Genomic DNA, 25,251 nt, shown 5'->3' on the forward strand with positions numbered 1-25,251 from the left:
GAACCCACACTATGGACGGTGATTTCCCCGCAAATTCGCCTCAAATTCCGTCACAGCGCCAGAGGCAGCGCGGTCGGGTGCACCGGCGCCGGCAAGTCAGAATGCCCGGTGAGGTATGCGTCGACCGCGTGCGCGACGGAGCGTCCCTCCGCGATTGCCCACACCACGAGCGACGCACCGCGATGCGCGTCACCACAGACAAACACGCCCGGAGCCGTGGTCTTCCAGTCTGGCCCGCACGAAATAGTGCCACGTTTGTTCAGGCTGAGCCCCAGCCCAGATACGACCGGCAGGTCGCCGACCCCGTCAAACCCGATCGCGAGCAGAGCCAAACCGCACGGGATGGTGAAAGGATCTGAGATCGGTGTGACGATGCGCCTGCCGTCCTTGTTCTTCCGTGCCCGCACATTGACGAGTTCAACCTCGGACACGTGGCCGTTGTCGTCACCAACGAAGCGCTCCACAGCTACTGCGAATGTCCTGGTACCGCCTTCGTCATGGACTGGGTAGTTCCGGAGAATCAGCGGCCACATCGGCCATGGGGTCTTTCCGGGGTCGCGCTCACGCGGCGGTTCTGGGTACACATCGAGCTGAGTTACTGATTTCGCGCCCTGCCGCAGCGCAGTGCCGTAACAGTCGGCAGCTGTGTCGCCGCCTCCGATAATGACGACGTGTTTGTCCGCCGCCGACAACGTTGTGGGCCCGTCCCCTTCGCATTCCCGATTCGCTGGTACCAGGTGCTCCATTGCTAGGTGGACGCCAGTGAGTTCGCGTCCAGGCACCTCATTATCGCGACCCTGCAGTGCACCAACCGCGAGGATGATCGCGTCATATTGGTCCTGCAACTTCCGTACCGGCAACTGCACGCCGACGTCACATTCGGTGATAAACCGCGTGCCTTCTGCGCGCATTTGCATCAGACGCTGGTCGAGAACTCGCTTTTCAAGTTTGTACTCCGGTATCCCGTACCGCAGAAGCCCACCAACCCGGTCGTCTCGTTCATAGACGGTGACGTCGTGGCCCGCACGGGTGAGCTGCTGAGCGGCGGCAAGCCCAGCCGGGCCAGAACCGACCACTGCGATGGATCGGCCGCTCGACACCGTCGGCGGCTGTGGTACGACGCTTCCCGCCGCCCATGCTGCATCCGCGATCGCGAGCTCGACCCGCTTGATCGCGACCGCACCCCCAGTGTCTTTCTCCGAGATTGACAAGACGCACGCAGGTTCGCACGGTGCCGGGCAGATGTGTCCCGTGAACTCAGGGAAATTGTTCGTGGCGTGCAGCCGCTCTGCAGCGGCGTCCCAGCGTCCGCGCCGGACCAGGTCATTCCACTCAGGAATGAGGTTGCCGAGCGGGCACCCGGCGGACCCCGAGTGGCAGAAGGGAATGCCGCAATCCATGCATCTGCGTGCCTGCTCTGACACGTCCCGGCTGCGCGCTTTCCACTCTTCTTCCTCGTAGACGTCGCGCCAGTCGCCTAGGCGGTCCGGGATCGCGCGCCGCGGCGCATCAGCCCGCGCCACGTTCAGGAAACCTTTCGGGTCAGCCACCTGCTGCCTCCATCACGGCCTCGTCAATGTCACGGCCCTCAGCCTGAGCACGCCGAGTAGCTTCGAGCACGCGCTCATAATCACGCGGCATGACTTTGGTGAAGCGGTAGCCAGAATGGGGCCATTCACCAAGTAGCGCCGCTGCCACGGGAGAAGCAGTCCACCGCTGATGGTCACGCAGCGAATCATGAAGTTCCTCGAGGTCCGAACTGTTTGGTTCCTGCAGTGTCACCATGCCGAGGTTCACGTTGGATTCATTCAGATCCAGCACAAAAGCGATTCCGCCGGACATCCCTGCCGCGAAGTTGCGGCCCGTTGCGCCGAGGACGATCACCCGGCCCCCGGTCATATATTCACAACCGTGGTCACCGACAGATTCCACAACTGCGCATGCGCCGGAATTCCGGACAGCGAAACGCTCACCGACACGGCCCCGAAAGTACGCTTCACCAGAAGTTGCCCCGTACAAGAGCGTGTTCCCGGCGATGACCTGCTTCTCCGCGACGAATCGTGCGCGCGGCGAAGGCCGCACGATCAGCCGCCCTCCGCTCAGTCCCTTTCCCGCATAGTCATTCACGTCTCCTACGAGGTCGAGGGTCACACCGGGAACAAGGAAAGCGCCGACTGACTGGCCCGCTGTTCCCGTCAGCGTGATGTGGATGGTGTCGTCGGGGAGCCCTGCCGCTCCGTAGCGCCGTGTCACTTCTGAGGAGAGCAGTGTGCCCACGGTGCGGTTGACGTTGCGGACTGGCACGTCCAGGTGAACTGGGTGCGCATCCTCGAGAGCCCCTTCGGCTAGCTGAATGAGAGTATGGTCGAGCGCCTTGTCGAGCCCGTGGTCTTGCCCGCGGGTACGTCGGCGCTGTTGGGGTGCGGCGCGGTCGTCGACGCCCGTCCGCAATATCGAGGTGAGGTCAAGTCCGGCGGTTTTCCAGTGCTCGACACCCTCGTCGACATCAAGCATCTCGGTGTGGCCGATGGCTTCGTCGACGCTGCGCATCCCCATCTCCGCGAGAAACTCGCGGACCTCCTCAGCGACGAAGAGGAAAAAGTTCTCGATGAACTCTGCCTTGCCGGTATAGCGCCTGCGCAGCTCCGGATTCTGTGTGGCGATTCCTACCGGGCACGTGTCCAGGTGACAAACCCGCATCATGATGCAGCCCGCAACGATAAGCGGCGCGGTGGAGAAACCGAACTCTTCCGCCCCGAGCAGGGCTGCGACCATCACGTCACGGCCCGTGCGCATGCCGCCATCAGTCTGGACAGTTATCCGGTCTCTGAGGCCATTGAGCACCAACGTTTGCTGCGTCTCCGCCAGCCCAATCTCCCACGGCGTACCCGCGTGCTTCAGTGACGTCAACGGGGCGGCGCCCGTTCCGCCGTCGTGGCCTGAAATCAGCACAACGTCCGCGTGCGCCTTCGACACCCCCGCCGCTACGGTACCGACGCCCACCGAACTCACCAGCTTGACGTTGATGCGGGCCTCCGGGTTCGCATTCTTCAGGTCATGAATCAGCTGGGCAAGGTCTTCGATCGAGTAGATGTCGTGGTGCGGCGGTGGTGATATCAGTGCCACGCCGGGTGTCGAATGCCGCGTGCGCGCGATAGTCGGGTACACCTTGAAGCCCGGGAGCTGCCCACCTTCGCCTGGCTTCGCCCCCTGCGCAATCTTGATCTGAATGTCCGTAGCGTTGACCAGGTATTCACTCGTCACACCGAAGCGCCCCGACGCTACCTGTTTGACCGCGCTGCGCCGCTCCGGGTCATACAGCCGATCCGCATCCTCACCGCCTTCGCCTGAGTTCGACCGGCCCCCGAGGCGGTTCATCGCGATCGCGAGGGTTTCATGCGCCTCCGCGGAGATGGAGCCATAGCTCATGGCACCGGTGTTGAAGCGGGTCACGATACTCTCCGCTGACTCCACCTCATCGATCGGAACCGGTGCGCGCAAACCGGTGCGCAGCCGGAACAGACCCCGTAATGTTCCGCCTTCTCGCGCAAGGCGATTCACCTCATCCGTGTACTTACGGAAGTACTCGAACTGGCCGGTTCGCGTTGAATGCTGCAGTAAGAACACCGATTCCGGCGTGAACAAGTGCAATTCACCTTCACGGCGGTACAGGTACTCGCCACCCACGTCGAGCCTGCGATGCACCCGGTCAGTCGGGTTGTCGGGATACGCACGACGGTGCCGTAGCCGCACATCGTGCGCCAGAACATCAAGCCCCACCCCGCTGATCGTCGACGACGTACCCGTGAAGTACTCGTCGACAAGGGCGCGATCGAGGCCCACCGCCTCAAATACCTGCGCCGCGGTGTACGAGCCGACGGTCGAAATTCCCATCTTCGACATCACCTTCAGCACCCCTTTGCTGAGCGCTTGCAGGTAATTCCGGACAGCAGTGGGCCTGTCCACGTCCGTTATCTCGCCTTCACGAACAAGGTCAGCCACCGTTTCCATCGCGATGTAGGGATTCACCGCTGCCGCCCCGAATCCAATCAGCAACGCGACGTGATGGACTTCGCGAGCGTCCCCTGACTCCACGACGAGGGCGACGCGCGTGCGCTCCTTTTCTCTGATCAGGTGGTGGTGCACCGCTGACACCGCGAGCAATGACGGTATGGGCGCTCGCTGATGATCTGAGTCCCGGTCCGAAATAACCAGGATCTTCGCACCCTTTGCGACAGCGCGACTGGCTCGGGCACGTAGTTCAGCCAGTGCGTCGGCCAGACCCTCGCCGCCACTCTCCACGTCGAAGAGCGCCTTAAGCACCCTTGTCTGGAATTCCGGGCGATGGTCGTCGATCCTGACCAGGGTGTCGAAGTCATCATTACCGAGAACTGGAGCGCTTAGACATACCTGCTCGCAGGACGCCGGGCCTGGTTCCAGAAGGTTCTGCTCCGGCCCCATGACGCGGCTCAGCGATGTGACGATCTCCTCGCGTATCGCATCGAGCGGCGGGTTCGTCACCTGCGCGAAGAGTTGCGCGAAGTAGTCATAGAGCATCCGGGGACGCCGCGACAGCACTGCGATGGGCGCGTCGGTCCCCATTGATCCGAGAGGTTCAGCGCCGGTGCGAGCCATCGGGGTGAGGATGACCCGGAGTTCTTCTTCGGTGTACCCGAACGCTACCTGCCGCCCAACGACCGCTGGATGATCATCGAGCTGACGGCGACGTTTGGGAAGTGAATCGAGATCGACGAGTCCCTCGTCAAGCCATTCCTGGTACGGGTGTTGTGCTGCGAGTTCCCGCTTCAGCTCAGCGTCGGGCACGATGCGGCCCTCGACGGTATCGATGACGAGCATCACGCCAGGTTCTAACCTGCCCTTTTCTGCGACATCCGCCTCGTCGATGGTGAGCACACCGGACTCACTCGCGAGAACGAACCGTCCGCTGTGCGTGCGGCACCACCGTCCCGGGCGAAGGCCGTTGCGGTCGAGGGTCGCCGAAACCACCGAACCGTCCGTGGCCACAACACATGCCGGGCCGTCCCAAGGCTCGATCAGGGAGGCGTGAAAGCGGTAAAACGCCCGGATATCCGAGGGGATCGACGCGTCGTTTTCCCACGCCTGGGGGATCATCATCAGCATCGCGTGGGGAATGGGCCGACCGCCGAGGTGCAATAGTTCGAGAACCTCGTCGAACGTCGCGGAGTCAGACGCGTCCGGAGTACAGACCGGGTACGTGCGCGATAAGTCTCCAGGAAACAGGTCACTCGCCAGCAATGATTCCCGCGCGCGCATCCGATTCCGGTTCCCGCGAATGGTGTTGATCTCACCGTTGTGCGCGAGGAATCGGAAAGGCTGCGCGAGTGGCCAGCTCGGGAAAGTATTCGTCGAAAACCTGCTGTGTACTACAGCGATGGCGCTGCGGCACCGCTTGTCACGCAGATCAGGGAAGAAAATCGGAAGCTGATTCGTCAGCAACATCCCTTTGTAGACGATCGTGCGCGATGAAAGAGACGCGAAGTAGACATCGGCATCACGTTCAGCGCGCTTGCGAAGGCAATACGCGGCTCGGTCGAGAACGGCGCCGCGACGGCGCACACCATTCGTCTCCCCTGCTGCGCCATCTGTGATGAACAGGTAAGACATGTGCGGCATGCATTCCCGGGCGGCGCTGCCAATGTCGGCTGCCTCGGTATCGACGTCAACATCACGCCATCCGAGGACGTGCAAGCCTTCGTCGGCGGCGACCTGTTCGACGAACTCCTGCGCCTCCGCTCGGTCATTTTCGTGCACCGGAAGGAAACAGATGCCTGCGGCGTAAGCCTCCCCGGCATCCCAGTGGGGAAATACCATATCGCTGTATTTTTGACGGAACAGTTCATCGGGAAGTTGCAGCAAGATCCCGGCGCCGTCACCGGTGTTGGGTTCAGCTCCGCGCGCACCGCGGTGATCCAGATTGGCAAGTACCTGCAACGCGTCCTCGATCACCGCGTGCGACCGTCGACCCGATATATCGGCAATCAGGCCGACACCGCACGAGTCCGATTCATTCGCAGGGTCATAGAGCTGATGTCGCGCCGGTGTGTGCGAGAAAAGCAACGCATCACCTCCACAGTCGTCTGCGGGGTGTGTCCGTCCGGCAACACTAGGTAAGCGTGCAGGGTGGCGCTGAAATATCGCCGCGGCGGGCACATTCTCCGGCCGGCTCGCAGGCCAGCCAGTCTTTCAGTCTTTCCACGCGGACTTCGCTGGCCCGTGAACGCCGTACCAGCCCATCGCGACTGTCGTGAGCGCGATGCGGCTCCTCCGGATTTTTGTCCGGATCGGTCAATTCTAACAAGGGCGCACGAATACCCCCACTTGGTGGAACTGAGACAATTCGAAGAATTACTCATCCACCAGGGATCAAAGGGAATCCGGGAAGGTTCCTCACCACGCCCCAGACAACCGCAATTACCACAAGGGTGATGAGCGACCGGACCGGCAGTGCCGGCCGCCTGCCCCTCCTGCGCTGCAACCCGAACCAGGTTCCCCACGCCACGCCAATGGGCAATAGGACGAGCAAGAACAAGTTGTCGTGAGCTGCGGCGGCCAGGTCTCCGCGAAGCAGATCGTGACCCATCCGAAGAGCCCCACAGCCGGGGCAATCGAAACCTGTAAAGAGTTTGGTGGGGCACGGCGGGTAGATGGAGCCGGGTTCATGCGGGCTGAACGCCCATAGGTACACGCATCCGGCTCCCAGCCCGCCAGCCAGGACCAGACCTGCGATTGTGCGCCTGTGGCCCTGGGCTGCCTTGCGGACCACCTCAGCTCTTTCCGGTACCACCGTTCACCGATTCGCTGTCGTCAGCCGCAGACGAGGATGCGGACCCCGCAGCCGTCGCTGTGGCATCTGCTGGTTCCGGTGCGGTCTCCGCCTCGGCCGCGCGCGCTTCCTTGGACTTGAGGGCTTCGGGGGCTTCGCGGCCCTTTCGCGCGAGGACGATGTAGACGACTGCACCGAGGAAGACGAGCGCAGAAGTGAACGAGTTGATGCGAACCCCAAAGAACTCATTCGCGGGATCTGCCCTCAACAATTCGATCCAGAACCGGCCGAAACAGTACCCGGCGACATAGAGAGCGAACAATCGTCCGTGGCCAATCCGGGTCCGCCGGTCGATCAGGACAAGGACCACAACGAAGAAGACGTTCCACAACAGCTCGTACAGGAATGTCGGATGGACCACGTCGACGAGCTGCCCCGTAGACACACCGTTCAGGTTGTCTATCCGGCCATCCGCATCGAGCCGCGTATAGATCTCCAAGCCCCAGGGAAGGTCCGTGGTGCGACCGTAGAGCTCCTGGTTGAAGTAATTTCCGAGACGGCCGATGCCCTGGGCCAGCAAGATACCTGGTGCCACCGCGTCACCGAACGCAGGAAGCGGAATCCCCCGCAAACGACACCCGATCCATGCACCTAGTGCACCGAACGCGACAGCGCCCCAGATCCCGAGCCCGCCTTGCCACACCTTCAGCGCGTCAACGGGGCTGGCACCTTCACCGAAGTACTTCTGCCAGTCAGTTGCTACGTGATAAAGCCGGCCACCGATGAAACCGAAGGGAATCGCCCAGATCGCGATGTCCAGAACGGTTCCCTTCTCGCCACCACGCGCCTGCCAGCGCCGATCACCCCAGATGATCGCAACGATAATGCCGACGATAATGAACAGCGCGTACGCGCGGATCGCGAGCGGTCCTACCTGCCACACGCCTTGCGGCGGGCTAGGCAAATATGCGAGCAGATCAGCCGACTCTGCGGCCAGATAGCTCTGGGTCACAACACTCCCCCTGATCTTTCACCGTGGTTCTGGTGCACAACACGCCTGCCACAGGCGCGTTCACACGGTAGCTGACTGGGCTGCGCCCCGTACCCCGGCCGCGAGTTCCCGAGTGAGCTCAGCAACCGCGTCTGGGCCTTCCTGAGCCGCCGAAACCAGCGCGGAGCCGACGATCACACCATCGGCGTACCGAGCGATCTCGGCAGCCTGCGCACCATTTCTGACACCGAGACCGATACCGATCGGAATCTGGCTGTGCGCGCGGATGCGCGCCACAAGCTCCGGAGCCGATGTCGATACTGCATCCCGCGCGCCCGTGACACCCATCGTTGAGGCTGCGTACAGAAACCCTCGGCTCACATCCGCGGTCAACGCGATTCGCTCCTCGGTCGACGACGGGGCGACAAGGAAGATCCGGTCGAGGTCGTGGTCGCGTGAAGCGGCGATCCAGTGCTCTGCTTCTTCCGGAATAAGATCCGGAGTGATCAAGCCGAGGCCGCCTGCCGCCGCTAGATCGCGTGCGAACGCGTCCACACCGTAACGAAGGACAGGGTTCCAGTAGGTCATCACCACAGCGTTGCCACCGGCGCTGGCGATGTTCTCTACCGTCGCGAACACATCGCGCACGCGGAATCCAGATTTCAGGGCCGTATTTGCCGCCGCCTGAATTGTCGGGCCGTCCATGACGGGATCCGAGTACGGTATGCCCACTTCAATGATGTCGCAGCCGCCTTCGACCATCGCTCCGAACAGCGCGCGCGAGCCGTCTTTGTCCGGGTACCCGGAGGGAAGATATCCCACCAGAGCGGACCGCGACTCTGCGTGGCATCGCCCGAATACCGGTGCGAGGCGAGATTGTTCCTGATGCGGAGTCACCGTCACGTCCCGTCTCCTCCTGACTCATGCTGGCCAGTCGCTTCGCCGGTAATACCGAACCACTTGGCAGCCGTTTCCACGTCCTTGTCGCCGCGCCCCGAGAGGTTAACGAGAATGATCGCGCCTTTGCCTAGTTCCTCGCCGAGTCGCAGCGCACCCGCGATGGCATGCGCGGACTCGATAGCAGGGATGATTCCCTCAGTCCGGCACAGCAGCGCAAACGCGTCCATCGCCTCCGAATCAGTAACGGACTGGTATTCGGCCCGGCCTATATCGCTCAGGTACGAATGCTCAGGCCCGACACCGGGGTAATCAAGTCCCGCGGAGATCGAATGCGATTCGGTCGTTTGACCATCCTCGTCCTGCAGCAGATAGGAATATGCGCCGTGCAGCGCACCGGGTGAACCGCCGCTGATAGTCGCGGCGTGCCGGCCTGTTTCCACACCATCACCGCCCGCTTCGAAACCGACGAGGCGGACGTTCGTATCACCGATGAAGGGGTGGAAGATGCCGATCGCGTTGGATCCGCCACCGACGCACGCGGCGACGACATCGGGAAGACGCCCAGTCACTGCGCTGATCTGAGTTTTCGCCTCTAGGCCGATGATGCGCTGTAAATCCCGCACCATCAGCGGGAAAGGGTGCGGGCCTGCAACCGTGCCAAAGCAGTAGTACGTCTCGCTGGCGTTCGTCACCCAGTCACGAAGGGCCTCATTGATCGCGTCTTTGAGCGTCTTCGATCCAGTCTCCACCGCCACCACTTCGGCGCCCAGCAACCGCATCCGCGCTACATTCAGGGCCTGACGGTCAGTATCGACCTTGCCCATGTACACAACGCAGTCCAGCCCGAGCAATGCACACGCGGTGGCGGTGGCCACGCCGTGCTGGCCGGCCCCAGTCTCCGCAATCACTCTCGTTTTGCCCATTCGCTTCGCGAGCAGCGCCTGGCCGAGAACATTGTTGATCTTGTGCGAGCCGGTGTGGTTCAGGTCCTCACGCTTGAGAAACACTCGTGCGCCACCCGCATGCTCACTGAGGCGCGTCGCCTCGTACAACGGTGACGGACGACCGGAATAGTCACGGTGGAGGCGGTCCAGCTCGTTGAGAAAGGAATCGTCCGCGCGAGCCTTCTCGTACTCGGCCGTCACCTCTTCGATCACAGCCATCAGCGCTTCGGGAACGAACCGGCCTCCGTAGTCACCAAAGTGGCCGCGGGTATCCGGGTCGGTCGTACTGCGTTCGGTCAGTCCGGCACTCGCGCGCGGCATATTCTTGCCGCCAGGCTGCGCTGCCGCCTTGTAATCCAGCGATGTCACCCTGCCAGTCTGCCCTACATCGCCGGGACGTGTTGCCCGCACCCCGGCGCGCTCGATTCGATCACGAGTTCCGAGCGGGCTTCGGGCACGACGGGTGGGTCCCCGCAGTGACCAGATCCGCGACCGCTGCGCGCGGATCACCACTAGTCACCAGGCCTTCGCCGACGAGCACCGCGTCCGCACCGGCACCCGCATACGCGAGCAGGTCAGCCGGTCCACGGATGCCCGACTCTGCGACCTTGATTACGTCGCTGGGCAGCCCCGGGGCGATACGTGCGAAGCAGTTGCGATCAACTTCGAGGGTTTTCAGGTCCCGCGCGTTCACTCCGATCACTCGGGCTCCCGCCTCGAGTGCGCGATCCGCTTCCTGCTCTGTATGGACCTCCACGAGCGCTGTCATACCGAGTGACTCCGTCCGGTCCAGCAGCGAGACGAGAACGTCTTGCTCTAGGGCGGCCACGATCAGCAGGATGACGTCCGCACCGTGGGCGCGCGCCTCATGTATCTGATACGGCCCCACGACAAAGTCCTTGCGCAAAATCGGAATCTTCACAGTCGCGCGGACTGCATCCAGATCCGCGAGCGAACCGTGGAAACGACGCTCCTCGGTCAGCACGCTGATAATTCGGGCGCCACCGAGTTCATACTCTCGCGCGAGGTCAGCGGGATCGCGGATGTCAGCCAATTCACCGCGTGAAGGGCTGGCCCGCTTTACCTCAGCGATGACCGCAATGCCCGGTTCACGCAGCGCTGCCGTCGCATCCACTGGATTGGGCGCCTTCTGAGCGAGCTTTTGCACTTCGCCGATGTCAAGACGCGCTTGTCTGGCAGCGACATCCGCCCGCACACCGTCGAGTATGGAGTCGAGAACCGTCATGCTGCCCCCACGTGTCCTTTCCCGCCAGAATTGCTGCCACCCTTGGCGATAGCTACTAGCCTAAACCCGGCCGGTTTCCTGAGTTATCCGGCCCCTCATCCGCGCCCGCGGTGGGATCTTCGCCCGCATCAAGCGCATCCCACAGCAGACGTTCGTTCAATGGTATGCCCGCGGCCGCTCCACCCGAAATCGCCCCGTCCCTTTCCTCATCCCGCATGACAGCACGTACATCGTCGCGACGGGCCGCCGGTGTCTGGTAGCGGCTTTGAGCAGCGCCTTCAGTGCCCGGTGCGGCTATCGCCAGCGCAGCACCCGCGAGTCCCGCGACAGCCCCTAGCAGCGCAAGACTGGGCGCCCACATGGTGAGGGAAAGGTCCGCGATTTCGGCGCGAACAGGCAAACTCTCTAGTTGACGCACACGATTCTCGTCGACTCCCGTAACCAGCACCCGTATCGGTGACACCGCGGCCGCTCCAGCGAGAACGGCAATGACAACGCCCACAAGCCGGTGAAAGCGGCCGCGTACAACGAGCATCGCGATCACCGCGGCACCCATGGCGAGCGCGATCGGGCCCAGTTCCGCTGCCCACGTCGCGCCGATGACTGATTCCAGCCGCGCAGGCTGCAACCCATCGGCCACCGTCATCACAATCCAGCCCGCCCTAGATGACGCCCAGGCCAGGCCGGCACCCGCCAGCACGAGCATCATCGCAAGTGCCCGGCGCCGTTTGGTTTGCCCGTGCTGCTCAACGGCTCCCGCCGTCATGCGTCACCCGAATCCGCATCACTGGCGGCTGGTGTCAATGGCTCGATCGTGCCTGCGGCGGCCACTGCCTTGAGCACAGCCATCGCCTTGTTGCGGGCCTCGTCATCCTCGTACTCGGGCGACGAGTCAGCGACCACACCAGCCCCTGCCTGGACGTATGCGATGCCATCCTTCAGCAGCGCCGTCCTGATCGCGATGGCCGTGTCAGCATTCCCGGTGAAATCGAGATACCCCACGATCCCCCCGTACAGCCCGCGCCGGGTCAATTCGAGTTCGTCGATAATCTCCATGGCGCGGACCTTCGGCGCGCCCGAAAGCGTCCCTGCTGGAAAACACGCGGTCACCGCATCGAGTGCAGTCTTTCCATCGCGGAGACGTCCGGAGACCGTCGAAACCAGATGCATGACATGGCTGTACCGCTCCACATGGCGGTAATCGGTGACCTTCACCGTGCCAGGCTGGCAGACTCGCCCAAGGTCGTTTCTGCCCAAGTCGACCAGCATCAGGTGTTCAGCGTTTTCTTTCTCATCCTCGAGAAGTCCCTTCTCGAGGAGAAGATCGTCTTCCTCGGTCTCCCCTCGCCAGCGCGTCCCAGCGATCGGGTGCGTAATCGCCACGTCATCCTTCACGGTGACGAGCGCTTCCGGACTTGAACCCACGATGGTGAATCCCGTCTCCCCTGCTTCGTTCGGCACACGGAGGTGGTACATGTAGGGACTTGGGTTCGAGGCACGGAGCATCCGGTACACGTCCAGCCCGTCCGCACTGGTTTCCATCTCAAAACGCTGAGAGAGCACCACCTGGAACGCTTCACCGGCCTCAATCTCGTGCACCACCTGCGTCACCGCGCTGGCGAAATCGTCGCTGGTGCGCTGCCGCCGATAGTCGGGCTCAGGACGGCTGAACACCGAGACCGTGGAGGTAGCGGGCGCACCGAGAGCTTGTGCCATTTCGTCGAGGCGTGCCACCGCCGTGTCGTATGCCTCATCCGCACGCTCGGCCGTGCCGTCCCAGTTCACTGCATTCGCGATGAGCGTGATGCTGCCTTCATGATGGTCGAAGGCAGCGAAATCGGTGGCAAGCAGCATCACCATCTCAGGGATCTGCAAGTCGTCGACAGTGTGTTCCGGCAGGCGCTCGATCCGACGGACAACGTCGTAGCCCATATAGCCGACAAGTCCGCCAGTCAGCGGCGGCATCCCGTCAATGTGCTCGCTTTGCAGCAACGCTAGCGTGTCGCGCAGCGCCTTGATGGGGTCACCGCCCGCTGGCGCACCAACAGGGGCTGAGCCCAGCCACGCCGCTTCACCATCACGCACCGTGAGCGCGCAGGGACTGCCAGCCCCGATGAACGACCAGCGTGACCACGACCTCCCATTCTCGGCCGACTCCAGGAGAAACGTTCCCGGCCGGTCTCCGGCGAGTTTCCGGTAGGCCGACAGCGGCGTCTCAGAGTCAGCGAGCACTTTCCGGGTCACAGGCACCACGCGATGCAGCTCCGCGAGGTGGTGGAATTGTTCCCGGGTCGTAGTCGAATCGAGCATGCCGACCATCCTTGCAGCTCTAAAGGCGCGCGTCACACTCGACTGCCCCGGCCTACGCTTCATCGGACATTTGCGGCAGCTTCACTGACTGCGGAAATTACCGCCGGACCGTAGTTCAAGATCGCGTCGTTGTGGTCAGCCCCCGGGATCTCGACGACAGACGTGCCGGCAGCCTCAGCGACAGTGCGGCTCTGGTCGAGAGGAACGATGGAATCGCGGGTCCCTGCGATCACAGTGACAGGGAGCCCCTGCAGGTCAGCGATATTCTCGAGCACCGGGTACTGATCTTTGAGAAGTGAGCGTACAGGGAGGAATGGGTAGTGCCGTGCGCCCACGTCCGCAAGACTGGTGAAGGGTGACCGCAGCACCAGCGCAGCCGGCTGGTGTCTGACCGCCAGCGCAGTGACGACGCCCGCTCCCAGGCTCTCACCGAAATAGAGGAGCTGCTCCGGCGGCAGGTTCTCGTCCTCTGTCATGAACGCGTACGCGGCATCCGCGTCCGCCGCTAGCCCGGTCTCACTCGGTGAGCCTGGGTTGCCGCCGTAGCCCCGGTACTCGAGCAGGAGGACACCCAGTCCGTCTTCCGAGAATCCACGGGCGAGCGGCGTGCGATGGTAGCGATTTCCTGCATTGCCTGGCGCCACGAGCACGACGGGCGCGCTAGGTTCGGCGGCTGGGAGGTACCAGGCAGACAGTTCGAGCCCATCAGATGTTCGCAAGGTGACGTCACGGGCACCGTCGACGGCCTCCGCGGCAGGCGGCACGGCCCCGCTCGTAGGCAAGTAGATCAGTTGCCGCTGAAAAAGCCATGCGGCGCCGACAATCAGCCCTGCAACGATGCCCACGACCGTGAGGACTGGGAGCACTGACCTCACAGTGCTCCCACGGCTGGACGGATTAGGCTGAGTCATCGCCCTTCTCAGCCTAGCGGCCGTAGCCTCAGGTGTAGGCACGACCGATTTCCTGGAGTCCGCGTGACGTCTCAAAATGCACGATACTTCGCTGCCGGGGCGGCGTGGAGCCTCGCGTTCGCTTACCTCGTTGCCGAGATTGTCACTGCCTACGCTTGGAAGACCACCTACAGTTTTCGGCACAGGACGATCAGCGATCTTGGCGTCACCGACTGCAAACCGGAATTGTGCTCACCACTGCACCCGCTGATGAACGCCACCTTCGTGACACTTGGAGTGCTTACGATCTTCGGCGCAGTCCTCTTCAGCGTCGCCATCCCGCACGGCTACCGCCGACGGTTGATCGTCTCGCTTGCGGTCCTCACGGGTCTCAGCACCGCTGCGACCGGGCTAGTTCCGTCGAATTACGGCATCGTCCCTCATATGCTGGCAGTCTTGCCAGGCTTCATCGCAAGACACATTCTGCTGATTCTGGTCGCGATATGGATGTGGCAACAACATCGACTCGTTGCGATCTTGGCAGCACTGTGTGCGCTCAGCGGGCTCTCCGGCATCATCCTGCTCGTCGCGACGCCAGTGCATATCGGGATCAGCGAACGAATCGTGTTGTACCCGCTTCCCGTGTTTATGGCGTTTACCGGAACTGCCATCATGACCGCAACGCTCGTAAAAGTCAGGTCCCAACGCCGCGCTCTGCGACATCGGGACTCTGACTGATCTTGCCGATCAGGATCCAGGCGGCTGGTAGGTCACTTCCTTCGCTGCAGCTGCATCGACCTGTTCCGGTGTCAGCAGAGACACCGTGAGTGAACTCGCCGCACCTGACGCCGCCGTTCGCAGACTTAATGCCGCGGCTGCGACCTCGTCTGGCACATCCCCGATGACGTAGAGGTCTTCGGCGCCGAGTGCAAAGTAGAAGGCTTCTACGCTGCCACCGACACTTTCGACCATCTCCGTAATTGCGGCCCTGCGAGCACTGCCGCCTTGTTCGAGCAAACCCTGCGCACCTTCAGGCGAATAGCTAACCTGCCATAGATATTTCGGCATATTCGTCTAGCCTCCTACATGGGTCGATGACGTCTCCGCCGTATCTGACCCTACGCGTTTGGGCTGGGCTCAGCGGGCCGTTTCGGGATGGCCGTAGGTATTACCGCTTGGACGCTTGGAGGTCAGCCGAGCGGGGTGCCGCCTACGCCCCACTGTTCCCGGGGCACCTCGGTGATCACGACCCACACGGCCTTCTCGCTCTTACCTGTGGCCTCGCAGTACGCCTTGGTGACGGCCGCGATTGTGTCGCGCTTCTGTTCAGGGGTGAGTCCGGGGGTCTGCGAAATCTGAATCAAAGGCATGGCGTAAGTTTGCCGCGCGGGCGCTGGTCGGCGCGAATCGGATCAGGTGGCGGTAGCCGCGACGAGTCCATCAATCAGCGGCTGAAACGCGCGCCAGTCTTCACGCACCATGTCGAGGGTGCGCGTCGTTGTCAGCCAATCAGGTGAGACGTAGGCGCGGCTTACGGTCAGTGATTTGTGACGCATCAAGTCCAGCCGAGGATGGTCTTCAGGCACGCCACGTGGGCGTGTTTTCAGCTTGTCCCCGCCGATTTCGTAGTCTTGCCCCAGCACCGCGGTCACCGCGTTCTCCAGATCGCGTCCGCGCTTGTCGTCGTCCAGAGTTTTGCGCAGCGCCGAAACCTGTTCGGACGTTCCCCCGTAGAAGCCACCGGCGACGAATAGTCCCGAGGCGTCGATTTGCACGTACCAGCCGACGCTTGGAGCTGCGGCCACATAGGCCCCCTGATGCGTCTTATAAGGTGCCTTGTTTTTCGAGAACCGGACGTCGCGATACGGGCGGAAAATCTTGCCCGCCCCGAACTCCGGTTCCAGCTCAGCAAGGAGCGCCACCATCGGGGCACGGACGTCAGCGTCATAGATAGCCTTGTGCGACGCCCAGAAGGCTTTCGAGTTGTCGTCCTCTAAGTCCTCGTAAAAGTCCAGCGCGGACACTGGAAAGCCACCGAACTTCGGCGCCGAGTTCATCGCCTTTTCCGTCATTGCCGACTCCGCTAGAGTTCGGACTTCAATAGGACGCGCTCTTCCGTATCGAAGCACGTATGAGTCCCCGTATGGCAGGCCGCACCTTTCTGATCCACCAGTAGCAGCACCGTGTCACCGTCACAGTCGATGCGTACCTCGTGGACATGCTGGGTGTGGCCCGACGTCTCGCCTTTCACCCAGTACTCCTGGCGGCTGCGGGAGTAATACGTGGCTTTCCGCGTCGCGAGGGTCTGGGCGAGTGCACGGTCATCCATCCATGCCACCATCAAGACGTTTCCGGTCGCGCGCTCCTGGACGACTGCAGCGACGAGCCCGTCACTGTTGCGTTTCAGGCGCTTCGAAATTCCATCTGGCAATGCGGCTTCAGTCATCGCACTTCAATTCCTTCTGCCCTCATCGCGGCCTTGACTTCCGGAATCGTGAGGTCCTTGAAGTGGAACACGCTGGCAGCCAAAACTGCGTCGGCTCCCGCCTTGATTGCTGGCGCGAAGTGGTCAATTTTTCCGGCGCCGCCGCTCGCAATGACAGGGATGCCAACCGCGGCTCGGACTGCCCGGATCATCGGAAGATCAAACCCGGCCTTGGTGCCGTCCGCGTCCATCGAATTGAGCAGAATCTCACCGACCCCAAGTTCCGCACCCCGGATTGCCCATTCGACTGCGTCGATTCCAGTGCCCCGCTTCCCGCCATGAGTGGTCACTTCCCACCCGGACGGCGTATCAGGCTGCCCGTCGGGCACGGTGCGCGCATCGACGGAGAGAACGATGCACTGAGAACCGAACCGGGTCGAGAGTTCCCGCAGGAGGTCTGGCCGTGCAATCGCGGCCGTGTTGACGCTCACTTTGTCGGCCCCGGCACGCAGGAGCCGGTCCACGTCGTCAACAGATCGCACCCCACCGCCCACTGTGAGGGGTATGAAGACTTGCTCCGCTGTTCGGCGGACCACGTCGATCATCGTGGCACGATCGCCTGTCGAGGCGGTGACGTCAAGGAAAGTGAGCTCGTCCGCCCCCTGCTCGTCGTAAAGGGCAGCCAGTGCGACGGGGTCACCCGCATCGCGCAGGTTCTCAAAGTTGACGCCTTTGACGACTCGTCCAGCATCCACGTCGAGACACGGAATGACGCGCACAGCGAGTGTCATCGGCTGACCCCTTTCTCCCACTTCTGGCGATTGCTGAACTTGGCACCATCATTCATCGAGCGCCTCCTGCGTGAACCCCGTGCGCGCGTTGACTGACCGGATGATCGCAATGAGTTGCTCGTGCACTCCTGGAGCGGCCGCGAGCAGGGACGGTGATCCCGCTTCCCACGGGTTGCCGTGTAAGTCGGTCACAATTCCGCCCGCTGCTCGTACGAGCGCGGCACCAGCTGCGTGATCCCATACATGGTGCCCGAAGCTGATCGCCGCTCCGAGTGAACCAGCCGCGGTATAGGCGAGATCAGCGCCTGTACAGCCCTGGAGGCGCAACCTAGAGCACACGCGGCTGATCTCGCCGATCACTTCCTGGCGATACTCGCCGGGATATACGCCTGCGCTGTCGAGGTTGAAAGAACCGAGCGCGATGATCGACTCGCGAACATCCACTCGTTCCAGCCGCGGCTGGTCTTTGCCATTGCGGAGCAGGCAACCCGTGCTCAGAGCGACGAACTTCTCGTTGAGCATTGGCAGCCAGGTGAGGCCCGCCACCGGTTCGCGGTTGTCCAGAAGAGCAAGCAAGATACCTGCCATAGGCAAGCCAGCCGAGTAGTTCAGCGTGCCATCGATCGGGTCGAGTACCCACAGGAGGCCCGGAGGGAATCCCTCCGCAGAGTTTTCTCCGTGGCCGAACTCCTCACCGAGGACTGGGATCCCAGTGCGCTTCCGCAGTTCGCCACCGATCTGCTCTTCAAGTTCGAGGTCCAGGGCTGTCGCGAAGTCACGCCCGCCCTTGTTGACCGCACTTGGCGCCCCAATTCCTTCGCGGAACCGGACTGACGCTGCGTCGAGAATCTCCGCGGCGAGCCGTACCAGCCCTTCTAGCTGCGATTGCGACAGTGATCCCACGGGCGGCACGGTACCTACTTCGATACCGCGCGGAGCGCTTCCGGCAACGTAAAACGGCCCGCGTAAAGCGCTTTTCCGACAATCGACCCTTCCACGCCGGCTTCCGTGAGGGTCGCGATCGCGCGGAGATCGTCAATGGTGGAAACGCCTCCAGAAGCGATGACCGGCGCTTCCGTCGCTTCGCACACCTGGCGGAGCAGCTCGATGTTCGGCCCGGTCAAAGTGCCGTCTTTAGTAACGTCAGTCACGACATAGCGGGTGCAGCCGTCACGGTTTAGCCGTTCGAGGACCTCCCAGAGGTCACCCCCGTCACTCACCCAGCCACGCCCGCGCAGGCGATGCGCACCGTCGATGATCCGCACGTCCAGCCCCACCGCGATCTTCTCGCCGTGCTCGGAGACAACCTTCCGGCACCATTCGGGGTCTTCCAGGGCAGCGGTACCCAGGTTCACGCGTGCACAACCAGTCGCGAGCGCAGCGGCAAGTGAATCGTCGTCACGGATGCCGCCAGATAGCTCGACTTTGACATCGAGTTCACCAACTACCCCCGCGAGAAGCTCACGATTGGATCCGCGACCGAATGCGGCGTCTAGATCAACGAGGTGTATCCATTCCGCACCGTCGTTTTGCCACTGCAAAGCGGCCTCGCGCGGCGAACCATAACTTGTTTCGCTGCCCGCTTCTCCTTGTACAAGGCGAACAGCCTGACCATCCGCGACATCTACAGCGGGCAATAGAACGAGACTCACGTGCGATAACCCTAGTCGTTGAGTTCGCGTTCACGCGAACTGTCGTTGTCCATTTCTTCCACCGCACGCCGTGTCATGCGGGTCGATACCACACCCATCGCTGCCACAGCTGCAGCTAGCCCGGCAAGCGCGATGACTAGTCCGAGCACGGGTTGTGGCTGTAACACAAGAATGAGGAGGGTGGCGAGGAGAATCATGCCAGCGCCAGCGCCTAACGAGAAAAGCGCCAGACGTCCGTACGAAATCCGTGAACCTTTGTGTTTGTTCACACCGACCTCACCCAATTCTCCAGCAAGTGCGCTCCCGCGTCCCCCGATTTCTCTGGATGAAACTGAGTCGCGGACAACGGCCCGTTTTCTACTGCGGCCAGAAACCTCCCGCCATAGTCGCCCCACGTCAGCTTGGGCGGAGCGAGGATGTCGGACGGCTCCATTTCCCACTGCTGCGCCGCGTAGGTATGCACGAAGTAGAACCGCGTACTGGGATCGATACCCCGGAAAAGCAGACTGTCCTCAGGGGCTTGGACGGTATTCCACCCCATGTGCGGTAACACCGCGGCGTTCAGCCGCTCAACTGTGCCAGGCCATTCGCCACATCCGGTCGCCTCGACGCCGAACTCAACGCCACGCTCGAACAAGATCTGCATGCCAACGCAGATGCCCAGCACTGGCCGGCCTCCTGCCAGACGGCGACCGATGATCGTGTCCCCCTTCACCGCGCGCAGACCTTCCATACACGCAGCGAAAGCACCCACACCCGGCACAACGAGGCCATCTGCCTCGAGAGCGGCCTGCGGGTCGGCAGTGACGATCGTGTCAGCGCCAACGCGTTCGACCGCACGCTGCGCCGACCGGAGGTTGCCCGACCCGTAATCCAGGATGGCTACCTTGGGCGCGTTCACTTCAGACCACCTCCATCAACCGCAGTACGGCACCTGCGCCACAGAAGACCGCGAGCGCCGCCAGTACACCAGAAATAAACCGGTTGATCTTCCACAAGGCGATCGCGCCGCCGATCAAGAAACCTGCCGCCATAAAAAGCAGGTACATCAGCGCAGAGCTCACAGCGCACCTTTCGTGGAAGGGATGCCGCCCACGCGTGGATCCGGCTCGACGGCAGCACGCAGCGCCCGCGCAACTGCCTTGAACTCTGCTTCAGTGATGTGGTGTGGATCGCGGCCGTAGAGCACGCGAACATGGAGTGCGATACGTGCGTTGAGGGCGAACGACTCAAACACGTGCCGGTTGATGACGGTCGCGTAAGGCGTACCTGGATAACCACCGATGATCGTGGTGAGCATGTGTTCCGGTTCACCAGTGTGGACGCAGTACGGCCGGCCCGACACATCCACGATCGCCTGGGCCAAGGTTTCATCCATCGGGATATACGAATCGGCGAATCGGCGAATGCCCTTCTTGTCGCCAAGCGCCTGCCCGAACGCCTGTCCCAGCACGATCGCGGTGTCTTCAACCGTGTGGTGTGCCTCGATCTCGATGTCGCCCTGAGCCTGCACCGTCAGGTCAAAACTCCCGTGGACACCGAGAGCAGTCAGCATGTGATCGAAGAACGGAACACCTGTCGCCACATCAACCTGCCCGGTGCCGTCCAAGTTGATTTCGACAGTGATGCTGGATTCACGCGTCGTGCGTTCGACACGCGCTGTCCGCGGGGTCATGCCTCTCCCTCCAGTTCGGTCGCTGCAAGACGCTCGCTGACCTCAAGGAACACGTCGTTCTCCGCTGCAAGTCCGATCGTTGCACGCAGGTAACCCGCGATGCCAACATCCCGGATCAGCACTCCCTGATCAAGGTAGTGCTGCCACGTCACCGATTGATCAGCGAACGTACCGAACAGGAGAAAGTTCGCGTCGCTGGGGATAACGGTAAACCCCAGCTCTGACATTTTCTGCGCAACCCGGTCACGCTGTCGCGCCAATTCAGCCACGCTTCCCAGGGTTTCGTCCGCGTGCCGGAGCGCTGCCCGAGCGGCTGCTTGCGTCACCACAGATAGGTGGTACGGCAGACGGACGAGCAGCATCGCGTCAATCACCGCAGGTGCGGCAACCAGATAACCGAGTCTGCCTCCAGCGAAGGCGAAAGCTTTGCTCATCGTCCGGCTGACAACGAGTTTGCTCGGGAATTCGCTGATGAGGCCCACAGCACTCGGTGCATCAGAAAATTCGCCGTACGCTTCATCGACGACGACGATCCCCGGTGCTGCAGCAAGTAGCACCTTCAAGTCTTCTATCGGGATGCTGTGACCGGTTGGGTTGTTCGGGCTCGTCACAAACGTCACGTCCGGCTCGTGGGCGCGGATCTCCGCGACCGCCGCGTCGATGTCAAGGGAGAAATCCGCGCGGCGCGGCGAATCAACCCACGTCGTCTGCGTTCCCGTCGAGATGATCGGATGCATCGAATACGACGGGGTGAACCCCATGGCGTTACGACCCGGACCACCGAAAGCCTGCAGCAGTTGCTGCAAAATCTCATTCGATCCGTTCGCAGCCCACAGGTTGTCGGTCGTAACTGGCACACCGGTCTGACGCGTCACATACGCGGCTAGTTCCGCCCGCAGCGCCACCGCGTCACGGTCAGGGTAGCGATGCAGCGACGCCGCGGCATCCCGTACGGCTTCAGCCACATCAGCGACAAGCGCTGCCGAGGGCGGATGCGGATTCTCGTTCGTGTTCAATTGCACTGGGACGGACAACTGCGGGGCACCGTAGGGCTTCTTTCCGCGCAGGTTCTCGCGAAGCGGCAGATCAGCAAGCCCGATCTGTCCGCCGGGTGATTCGGTTGTTGCCACCGTGAAACCTTCGTTAGCTGGGACTGTCAGGGAAGCGTGCGCGCACTGCGTCACCGTGCGCGGGAAGATCCTCCGCGTTTGCGAGGGCAATCACGTGGCGAGCAACGTCACGCAGCGCGTCCTCGCTGTATTCGATGACATGGACGCCCTTGAGGAAAGTCTGAACCGAGAGTCCGGACGAGTGGCGCGCACAGCCGGCAGTTGGCAGCACATGGTTCGATCCCGCGCAATAGTCTCCCAGGCTCACCGGGGAGTGCGGCCCGACGAAGATCGCTCCTGCTGCGCGGATCCTGCCTGCGATCGCAGCCGCGTCACGTGTCTGAATCTCGAGATGCTCGGCTGCGTATGCGTTCACGACCCTGACACCGTCGTCGATCGTTGACACGAGCACAATTCCGGACTGCTTTCCACTAAGCGCGGTGGCTACTCGCTCCTGATGCTTCGTCGTGTGCAGCTGCTCGGCAACTGCCCTGTCGACGGCATCCGCGAGTTCTTCGCTCGTCGTCACAAGGACACTCGCGGCGAGAACGTCGTGTTCCGCCTGACTGATCAGATCCGCTGCGACGTGCTTAGGGTCGGCCGTGTCGTCAGCGAGGATCGCAATCTCAGTTGGCCCAGCCTCGGCATCAATCCCAACGAGACTGCGGCACAACCGTTTTGCGGCCGTCACGTAGATATTGCCGGGCCCGGTGATCATGTCGACCGGCTCCAATTCAGCACCATCACAATCGGTGCCACCATAGGTCAGCAGCGCCACCGCCTGCGCACCGCCGACGGCCCACACCTCATCCACGCCCAGCAGAGCCGCCGCCGCAAGAATTGTCGGATGCGGCAGGCCACCGAACTCGGCTTGCGGCGGTGACGTCACGACGAGCGACCCGACCCCGGCTTCCTGTGCAGGCACAACGTTCATCACGACGCTGGACGGGTACACGGCATTCCCGCCAGGCACGTACAAACCGACCCGGTCAACCGCGATCCATCGCTCCGTCACTGTGCCACCGGGAACTACCTCTGTGGCGGTATCAGTGCGTCGCTGATCGCGGTGAACTGTCCGTGCTCGATCGATTGCGACCTCCAGCGCCTCACGCACACGAGGGTCGAGACCCGTCAGTGATTTATCCAACTCCTCGGCGGGTACGCGAATCCGGTCTGGACGGACGCGATCAAACTTCTCACCGAATTCCAGTGCTGCTTCTGCACCGCGGTCGCGCACGGCCTCCACCACTGGCCGGACATGATGCAGCACCGAGTCCACATCGACTCCGCCACGCGGCAGTGACGCGCGCAGCTCAGCAGTAGTCGGTGTTCGGTCACGCAAATCGAGGCGACCGAGATCGGCACGGGGAGACATGCAGGTCCTTCCTGATGGTATTCGTTCATCACCAGGATACGGCGCCACGGTCTTCGCACACGAAGCTGATCTCGCGGAGACCTGTAACGTCGTCCTCAACATGAGAAACCGCAGCGAACTGGTCACGCGAATTGCTGGAGTATCAAGTCTTCTTGCCGGCACGATCATCACCGCGGGCATGGTGCTTTATGCCCTCGCGGACGCAGATCTTGAAACTGCGGTGAACTCGGGAGATATGGCCGCGTACTTCGACGCGGCGGTAGATAATCACCTGCTCGTCGTGACGTTGTTCTTGTGGATGATCGCGTCGCTACTGATCGTGGCCGCAGCGGCTTCACTCGCTGTCTACACGCGCTCGCTCGCGGGGTGGCTGGGCACCGCCTCCGGGATAATAGGAGCTTCGGTCGCGCTGCCCACTTACCTCACTATGCTCGCACTTATCAACGTTGCCGCACCCAACGGTTCCCGCGAGGTCGCGGAGGTAATCGGATGGGCTGCCTCGCGTGGCGACTGGACGGCCACCGTACTACTGCTTTCACTCACCCCCATGCTCCTCAGCCTGTCCGGAGCATGGAATTCGCAGGTGCAGCGCTGGCTGGTGGCGCTGGGCGCGACAGCGGCCTTATCAGGTCTCACGGCGGTTGCAGCGTTGTTCGGGATCGTGCCCGCACCAGCGGGATACGCCATTCTTCTCGCTGGGCCACTCTGGCTGTTCGCGGCCGGAGCCGCCACGTTACGTGCGGCGGCTCCGACGGCGCCCTGAGTCAGAACGGGAAGGACTGGAGGCTTCCAGAGTCCAAGTTCTGCGCCGACGGACCGCTCAGAGAACCACCACCACCGGATGGTGGATCCTGACTCAGGGTCGTGCGCATGAACAGAACGTTGTAATCGGACCAGCGTGACACCGTGAAGTACAGCTGGTTGCCCGATGACCACGGGTGGATGTAGGGGGCGTAAAGCCCGCCCGGCCATGCTATCGCCGTCATGATCGTCTGTGCACTACTCCACGGTCCTTGCGGCTGACTGGCGGTGCGCATAACGACACTGCCTACGCCGTTTGTATACATCGCGATGTATTTGCCGAGGTAGTCGTTCCATTGAACCGACATTTCACTGACGGGCGCACTGATCACGTTGCGCGCTGCCCCTGGATCAGCCCTCACCCACGATGAACCGTTCCAGTAGTCGTACTTCTGCAGTTCGAGGATGTCCTCCTCGAGGACGCGGGCGACGCGTGCCGCACCGCTGCGACCCGAAGGTGTCCCAAAGGTGTAGACGTATCCGTCGCGTTTGACGTATGCCGTCATCTGAAAGTTCTGGTTACCCGGAATAACGGTGGCGCCCGAGATCCCGCTGTTCTGATTGAACCGGATCGTTCCTGGATCGACTTCCCAAGTCTCGCCATTGTCTTCGGACACAGCGATCGCCGAGAAGTTCGTTGTCCACTGGCCTGGGGTGCCCCACTGCCGGACCGACATGAAGTTGATGTACTGCGTCGTACCCACGGAGATTCCGGCGGTGGGGATCACAGTGATCTCGGTCGGTGCCAACTCCAGGCTATCGATGATCTGTTTGGAGAAGTTCGGCCTATCGACAGTGACCGGTGAGCCACCCTGGAGGTAGTCGGCATCTTCTTCTGTCAAGGGGTCCGGGACGGACATCCCATCCGACAGCGTGGTGTCGCCCGAGCGCATCAGAGTGTTGTACCGCCACTCATTGCCGGGGAGGGAACAGTCGCCGAAGGTGTCACCGTAGGCAATGAGGACCTGGCGTTCGGCACCGCTCTCCCCGTTGTCCCACATGATCCCAAGATCAGTACCCGAGATGCCGAACCGTTCGACTGTCGCGTTATCGCTGCGCGGACCGGTCAGCATCCCGACAAGCGAAGCTGGCGAAGCAGATTGGGCGCTGAACAATTCATCTTGCGGTTCACTTCCAACCGGGCCATCTGCCGTAATCGGCTTACGCCCCAGCGGAGTTCCCTCCACTTCAGCTTCGTCGGATTCGGTGGACGAGGCCGTGACGCCTGAGCATGGCGCTGCGCTAGCCGTCGCCGGCATGGCAGCCGGGACGACAACCCCGCCGGCTACCACAGCCGCGGCCAGCCAGAGCGATTGGGTGGAAAGGGATCTCATGCG

General features: G+C 62.3%; 26 protein-coding genes. 2 read left to right on the forward strand and 24 right to left on the reverse strand.

Annotation, left to right across the window (positions count from 1 at the left end; genetic code table 11):
- Positions 1-50: 50 nt before the first annotated feature.
- The 10 genes from FHU29_RS15635 to FHU29_RS15680 form a co-directional block, all read right to left on the reverse strand.
- Complete coding sequence (locus tag FHU29_RS15635) at positions 51-1,550, reverse strand: glutamate synthase subunit beta (protein WP_064441512.1); 1,500 nt, start codon at positions 1,548-1,550, stop codon at positions 51-53.
- Positions 1,543-6,099 carry a glutamate synthase large subunit gene (gene gltB, locus FHU29_RS15640; protein WP_064441511.1) on the reverse strand — a complete coding sequence of 1,519 codons (4,557 nt, stop codon included), beginning with the start codon at positions 6,097-6,099 and terminating at the stop codon, positions 1,543-1,545. The genes FHU29_RS15635 and gltB overlap by 8 nt, the downstream gene beginning before the upstream one ends.
- A 292-nt stretch (positions 6,100-6,391) precedes the next feature.
- On the reverse strand, positions 6,392-6,826 hold the full coding sequence (locus FHU29_RS15645) for a DUF2752 domain-containing protein (protein ID WP_341478978.1): 435 nt from the start codon (positions 6,824-6,826) through the stop codon (positions 6,392-6,394).
- The gene (gene lgt, locus FHU29_RS15650; RefSeq protein WP_183377584.1) at positions 6,807-7,817 is read right to left on the reverse strand and encodes a prolipoprotein diacylglyceryl transferase; all 1,011 of its coding nucleotides are present in this window, start codon (positions 7,815-7,817) and stop codon (positions 6,807-6,809) included. The genes FHU29_RS15645 and lgt overlap by 20 nt, the downstream gene beginning before the upstream one ends.
- Positions 7,818-7,877: 60 nt before the next feature.
- Complete coding sequence (gene trpA, locus FHU29_RS15655; RefSeq protein WP_064441565.1) at positions 7,878-8,693, reverse strand: tryptophan synthase subunit alpha; 816 nt, start codon at positions 8,691-8,693, stop codon at positions 7,878-7,880.
- 2 nt (positions 8,694-8,695) lie between these two features.
- Positions 8,696-9,961: a tryptophan synthase subunit beta gene (gene trpB / locus FHU29_RS15660; protein ID WP_064441566.1), complete on the reverse strand. Its 1,266-nt coding sequence runs from the start codon at positions 9,959-9,961 to the stop codon at positions 8,696-8,698.
- 109 nt (positions 9,962-10,070) lie between these two features.
- The gene (trpC, locus tag FHU29_RS15665) at positions 10,071-10,886 is read right to left on the reverse strand and encodes an indole-3-glycerol phosphate synthase TrpC (RefSeq protein WP_064441509.1); all 816 of its coding nucleotides are present in this window, start codon (positions 10,884-10,886) and stop codon (positions 10,071-10,073) included.
- A gap of 55 nt (positions 10,887-10,941) precedes the next feature.
- Positions 10,942-11,652, reverse strand: coding sequence for a TIGR02234 family membrane protein (locus FHU29_RS15670; RefSeq protein WP_064441508.1), 711 nt, complete (start codon positions 11,650-11,652; stop codon positions 10,942-10,944).
- Positions 11,649-13,205, reverse strand: a complete 1,557-nt coding sequence (locus FHU29_RS15675; RefSeq protein ID WP_157095293.1) for an anthranilate synthase component I — start codon at positions 13,203-13,205, stop codon at positions 11,649-11,651. Before FHU29_RS15675 ends, FHU29_RS15670 begins: the two co-directional genes overlap by 4 nt.
- A gap of 50 nt (positions 13,206-13,255) precedes the next feature.
- A complete protein-coding gene (locus FHU29_RS15680) occupies positions 13,256-14,071 on the reverse strand; it encodes an alpha/beta hydrolase (protein ID WP_341478979.1) in 816 nt (271 codons plus the stop codon).
- A gap of 99 nt (positions 14,072-14,170) precedes the next feature.
- Between FHU29_RS15680 and FHU29_RS15685 the strand changes: the two genes are divergently transcribed.
- Positions 14,171-14,824 carry a DUF998 domain-containing protein gene (locus FHU29_RS15685; protein ID WP_064441505.1) on the forward strand — a complete coding sequence of 218 codons (654 nt, stop codon included), beginning with the start codon at positions 14,171-14,173 and terminating at the stop codon, positions 14,822-14,824.
- A 9-nt stretch (positions 14,825-14,833) separates the two neighbouring features.
- On the opposite strand, the gene FHU29_RS15690 is transcribed toward FHU29_RS15685, so the two are convergent.
- The 13 genes from FHU29_RS15690 to hisD all read right to left on the reverse strand — a co-directional run bounded on the left by FHU29_RS15690 (position 14,834) and on the right by hisD (position 23,113).
- Complete coding sequence (locus tag FHU29_RS15690; RefSeq protein ID WP_064441504.1) at positions 14,834-15,154, reverse strand: GYD domain-containing protein; 321 nt, start codon at positions 15,152-15,154, stop codon at positions 14,834-14,836.
- Between the two features lie 122 nt (positions 15,155-15,276).
- Positions 15,277-15,456, reverse strand: coding sequence for a tautomerase family protein (locus FHU29_RS15695; protein ID WP_064441503.1), 180 nt, complete (start codon positions 15,454-15,456; stop codon positions 15,277-15,279).
- Positions 15,457-15,498: 42 nt separating this feature from the next.
- Positions 15,499-16,158 carry a DUF2461 domain-containing protein gene (locus tag FHU29_RS15700; protein ID WP_232323031.1) on the reverse strand — a complete coding sequence of 220 codons (660 nt, stop codon included), beginning with the start codon at positions 16,156-16,158 and terminating at the stop codon, positions 15,499-15,501.
- Positions 16,159-16,169: 11 nt separating this feature from the next.
- Positions 16,170-16,532 carry a phosphoribosyl-AMP cyclohydrolase gene (gene hisI, locus FHU29_RS15705; RefSeq protein WP_064441502.1) on the reverse strand — a complete coding sequence of 121 codons (363 nt, stop codon included), beginning with the start codon at positions 16,530-16,532 and terminating at the stop codon, positions 16,170-16,172.
- Positions 16,529-17,302 (reverse strand): imidazole glycerol phosphate synthase subunit HisF, encoded by a 774-nt coding sequence (gene hisF / locus FHU29_RS15710; protein WP_064441501.1) that lies wholly within the window; start codon positions 17,300-17,302, stop codon positions 16,529-16,531. Before hisF ends, hisI begins: the two co-directional genes overlap by 4 nt.
- 48 nt (positions 17,303-17,350) lie before the next feature.
- Positions 17,351-18,205: an inositol monophosphatase family protein gene (locus FHU29_RS15715; RefSeq protein WP_064441500.1), complete on the reverse strand. Its 855-nt coding sequence runs from the start codon at positions 18,203-18,205 to the stop codon at positions 17,351-17,353.
- Positions 18,206-18,219: 14 nt separating this feature from the next.
- A complete protein-coding gene (priA, locus tag FHU29_RS15720) occupies positions 18,220-18,954 on the reverse strand; it encodes a bifunctional 1-(5-phosphoribosyl)-5-((5-phosphoribosylamino)methylideneamino)imidazole-4-carboxamide isomerase/phosphoribosylanthranilate isomerase PriA (protein WP_064441499.1) in 735 nt (244 codons plus the stop codon).
- An 11-nt stretch (positions 18,955-18,965) separates the two neighbouring features.
- Positions 18,966-19,223: a hypothetical protein gene (locus FHU29_RS15725; RefSeq protein WP_064441498.1), complete on the reverse strand. Its 258-nt coding sequence runs from the start codon at positions 19,221-19,223 to the stop codon at positions 18,966-18,968.
- A complete protein-coding gene (gene hisH, locus FHU29_RS15730) occupies positions 19,220-19,855 on the reverse strand; it encodes an imidazole glycerol phosphate synthase subunit HisH (RefSeq protein ID WP_064441497.1) in 636 nt (211 codons plus the stop codon). Before hisH ends, FHU29_RS15725 begins: the two co-directional genes overlap by 4 nt.
- A gap of 1 nt (position 19,856) precedes the next feature.
- Positions 19,857-20,018, reverse strand: coding sequence for a hypothetical protein (locus tag FHU29_RS15735; RefSeq protein WP_183377621.1), 162 nt, complete (start codon positions 20,016-20,018; stop codon positions 19,857-19,859).
- Positions 20,015-20,629, reverse strand: a complete 615-nt coding sequence (gene hisB / locus FHU29_RS15740) for an imidazoleglycerol-phosphate dehydratase HisB (protein WP_064441496.1) — start codon at positions 20,627-20,629, stop codon at positions 20,015-20,017. Before hisB ends, FHU29_RS15735 begins: the two co-directional genes overlap by 4 nt.
- Positions 20,626-21,759, reverse strand: a complete 1,134-nt coding sequence (locus tag FHU29_RS15745) for a histidinol-phosphate transaminase (protein WP_064441563.1) — start codon at positions 21,757-21,759, stop codon at positions 20,626-20,628. Before FHU29_RS15745 ends, hisB begins: the two co-directional genes overlap by 4 nt.
- Before the next feature lie 13 nt (positions 21,760-21,772).
- On the reverse strand, positions 21,773-23,113 hold the full coding sequence (hisD, locus tag FHU29_RS15750; RefSeq protein WP_064441495.1) for a histidinol dehydrogenase: 1,341 nt from the start codon (positions 23,111-23,113) through the stop codon (positions 21,773-21,775).
- Here hisD and FHU29_RS15755 point away from each other — a divergent pair.
- Positions 23,112-23,876, forward strand: a complete 765-nt coding sequence (locus FHU29_RS15755; protein WP_064441494.1) for a hypothetical protein — start codon at positions 23,112-23,114, stop codon at positions 23,874-23,876. The genes hisD and FHU29_RS15755 overlap by 2 nt on opposite strands.
- A 1-nt stretch (position 23,877) precedes the next feature.
- On the opposite strand, the gene FHU29_RS15760 is transcribed toward FHU29_RS15755, so the two are convergent.
- Positions 23,878-25,248, reverse strand: a complete 1,371-nt coding sequence (locus FHU29_RS15760; protein WP_064441493.1) for a DUF4185 domain-containing protein — start codon at positions 25,246-25,248, stop codon at positions 23,878-23,880.
- Positions 25,249-25,251 lie beyond the last annotated feature (3 nt).

This window comes from Hoyosella altamirensis (assembly GCF_014191505.1).
Taxonomy (GTDB): domain Bacteria; phylum Actinomycetota; class Actinomycetes; order Mycobacteriales; family Mycobacteriaceae; genus Hoyosella; species Hoyosella altamirensis.

Excerpts from the sequence above, each read along its gene's own strand:
- FHU29_RS15700 (WP_232323031.1), bottom strand. The coding sequence starts at position 16,158 with ATGACGGAAAAGGCGATGAACTCGGCGCCGAAGTTCGGTGGCTTTCCA.
- trpB (WP_064441566.1), bottom strand. The coding sequence starts at position 9,961 with ATGCCGCGCGCGAGTGCCGGACTGACCGAACGCAGTACGACCGACCCG.
- FHU29_RS15755 (WP_064441494.1), top strand. The coding sequence starts at position 23,112 with ATGCAGGTCCTTCCTGATGGTATTCGTTCATCACCAGGATACGGCGCC.
- hisD (WP_064441495.1), bottom strand. The coding sequence starts at position 23,113 with ATGTCTCCCCGTGCCGATCTCGGTCGCCTCGATTTGCGTGACCGAACA.
- hisF (WP_064441501.1), bottom strand. The coding sequence starts at position 17,302 with ATGACACTCGCTGTGCGCGTCATTCCGTGTCTCGACGTGGATGCTGGA.
- FHU29_RS15695 (WP_064441503.1), bottom strand. The coding sequence starts at position 15,456 with ATGCCTTTGATTCAGATTTCGCAGACCCCCGGACTCACCCCTGAACAG.
- FHU29_RS15760 (WP_064441493.1), bottom strand. The coding sequence starts at position 25,248 with ATGAGATCCCTTTCCACCCAATCGCTCTGGCTGGCCGCGGCTGTGGTA.
- hisB (WP_064441496.1), bottom strand. The coding sequence starts at position 20,629 with ATGACCCCGCGGACAGCGCGTGTCGAACGCACGACGCGTGAATCCAGC.
- FHU29_RS15670 (WP_064441508.1), bottom strand. The coding sequence starts at position 11,652 with ATGACGGCGGGAGCCGTTGAGCAGCACGGGCAAACCAAACGGCGCCGG.
- trpC (WP_064441509.1), bottom strand. The coding sequence starts at position 10,886 with ATGACGGTTCTCGACTCCATACTCGACGGTGTGCGGGCGGATGTCGCT.
- hisI (WP_064441502.1), bottom strand. The coding sequence starts at position 16,532 with ATGACTGAAGCCGCATTGCCAGATGGAATTTCGAAGCGCCTGAAACGC.
- FHU29_RS15690 (WP_064441504.1), bottom strand. The coding sequence starts at position 15,154 with ATGCCGAAATATCTATGGCAGGTTAGCTATTCGCCTGAAGGTGCGCAG.
- FHU29_RS15675 (WP_157095293.1), bottom strand. The coding sequence starts at position 13,205 with ATGGTCGGCATGCTCGATTCGACTACGACCCGGGAACAATTCCACCAC.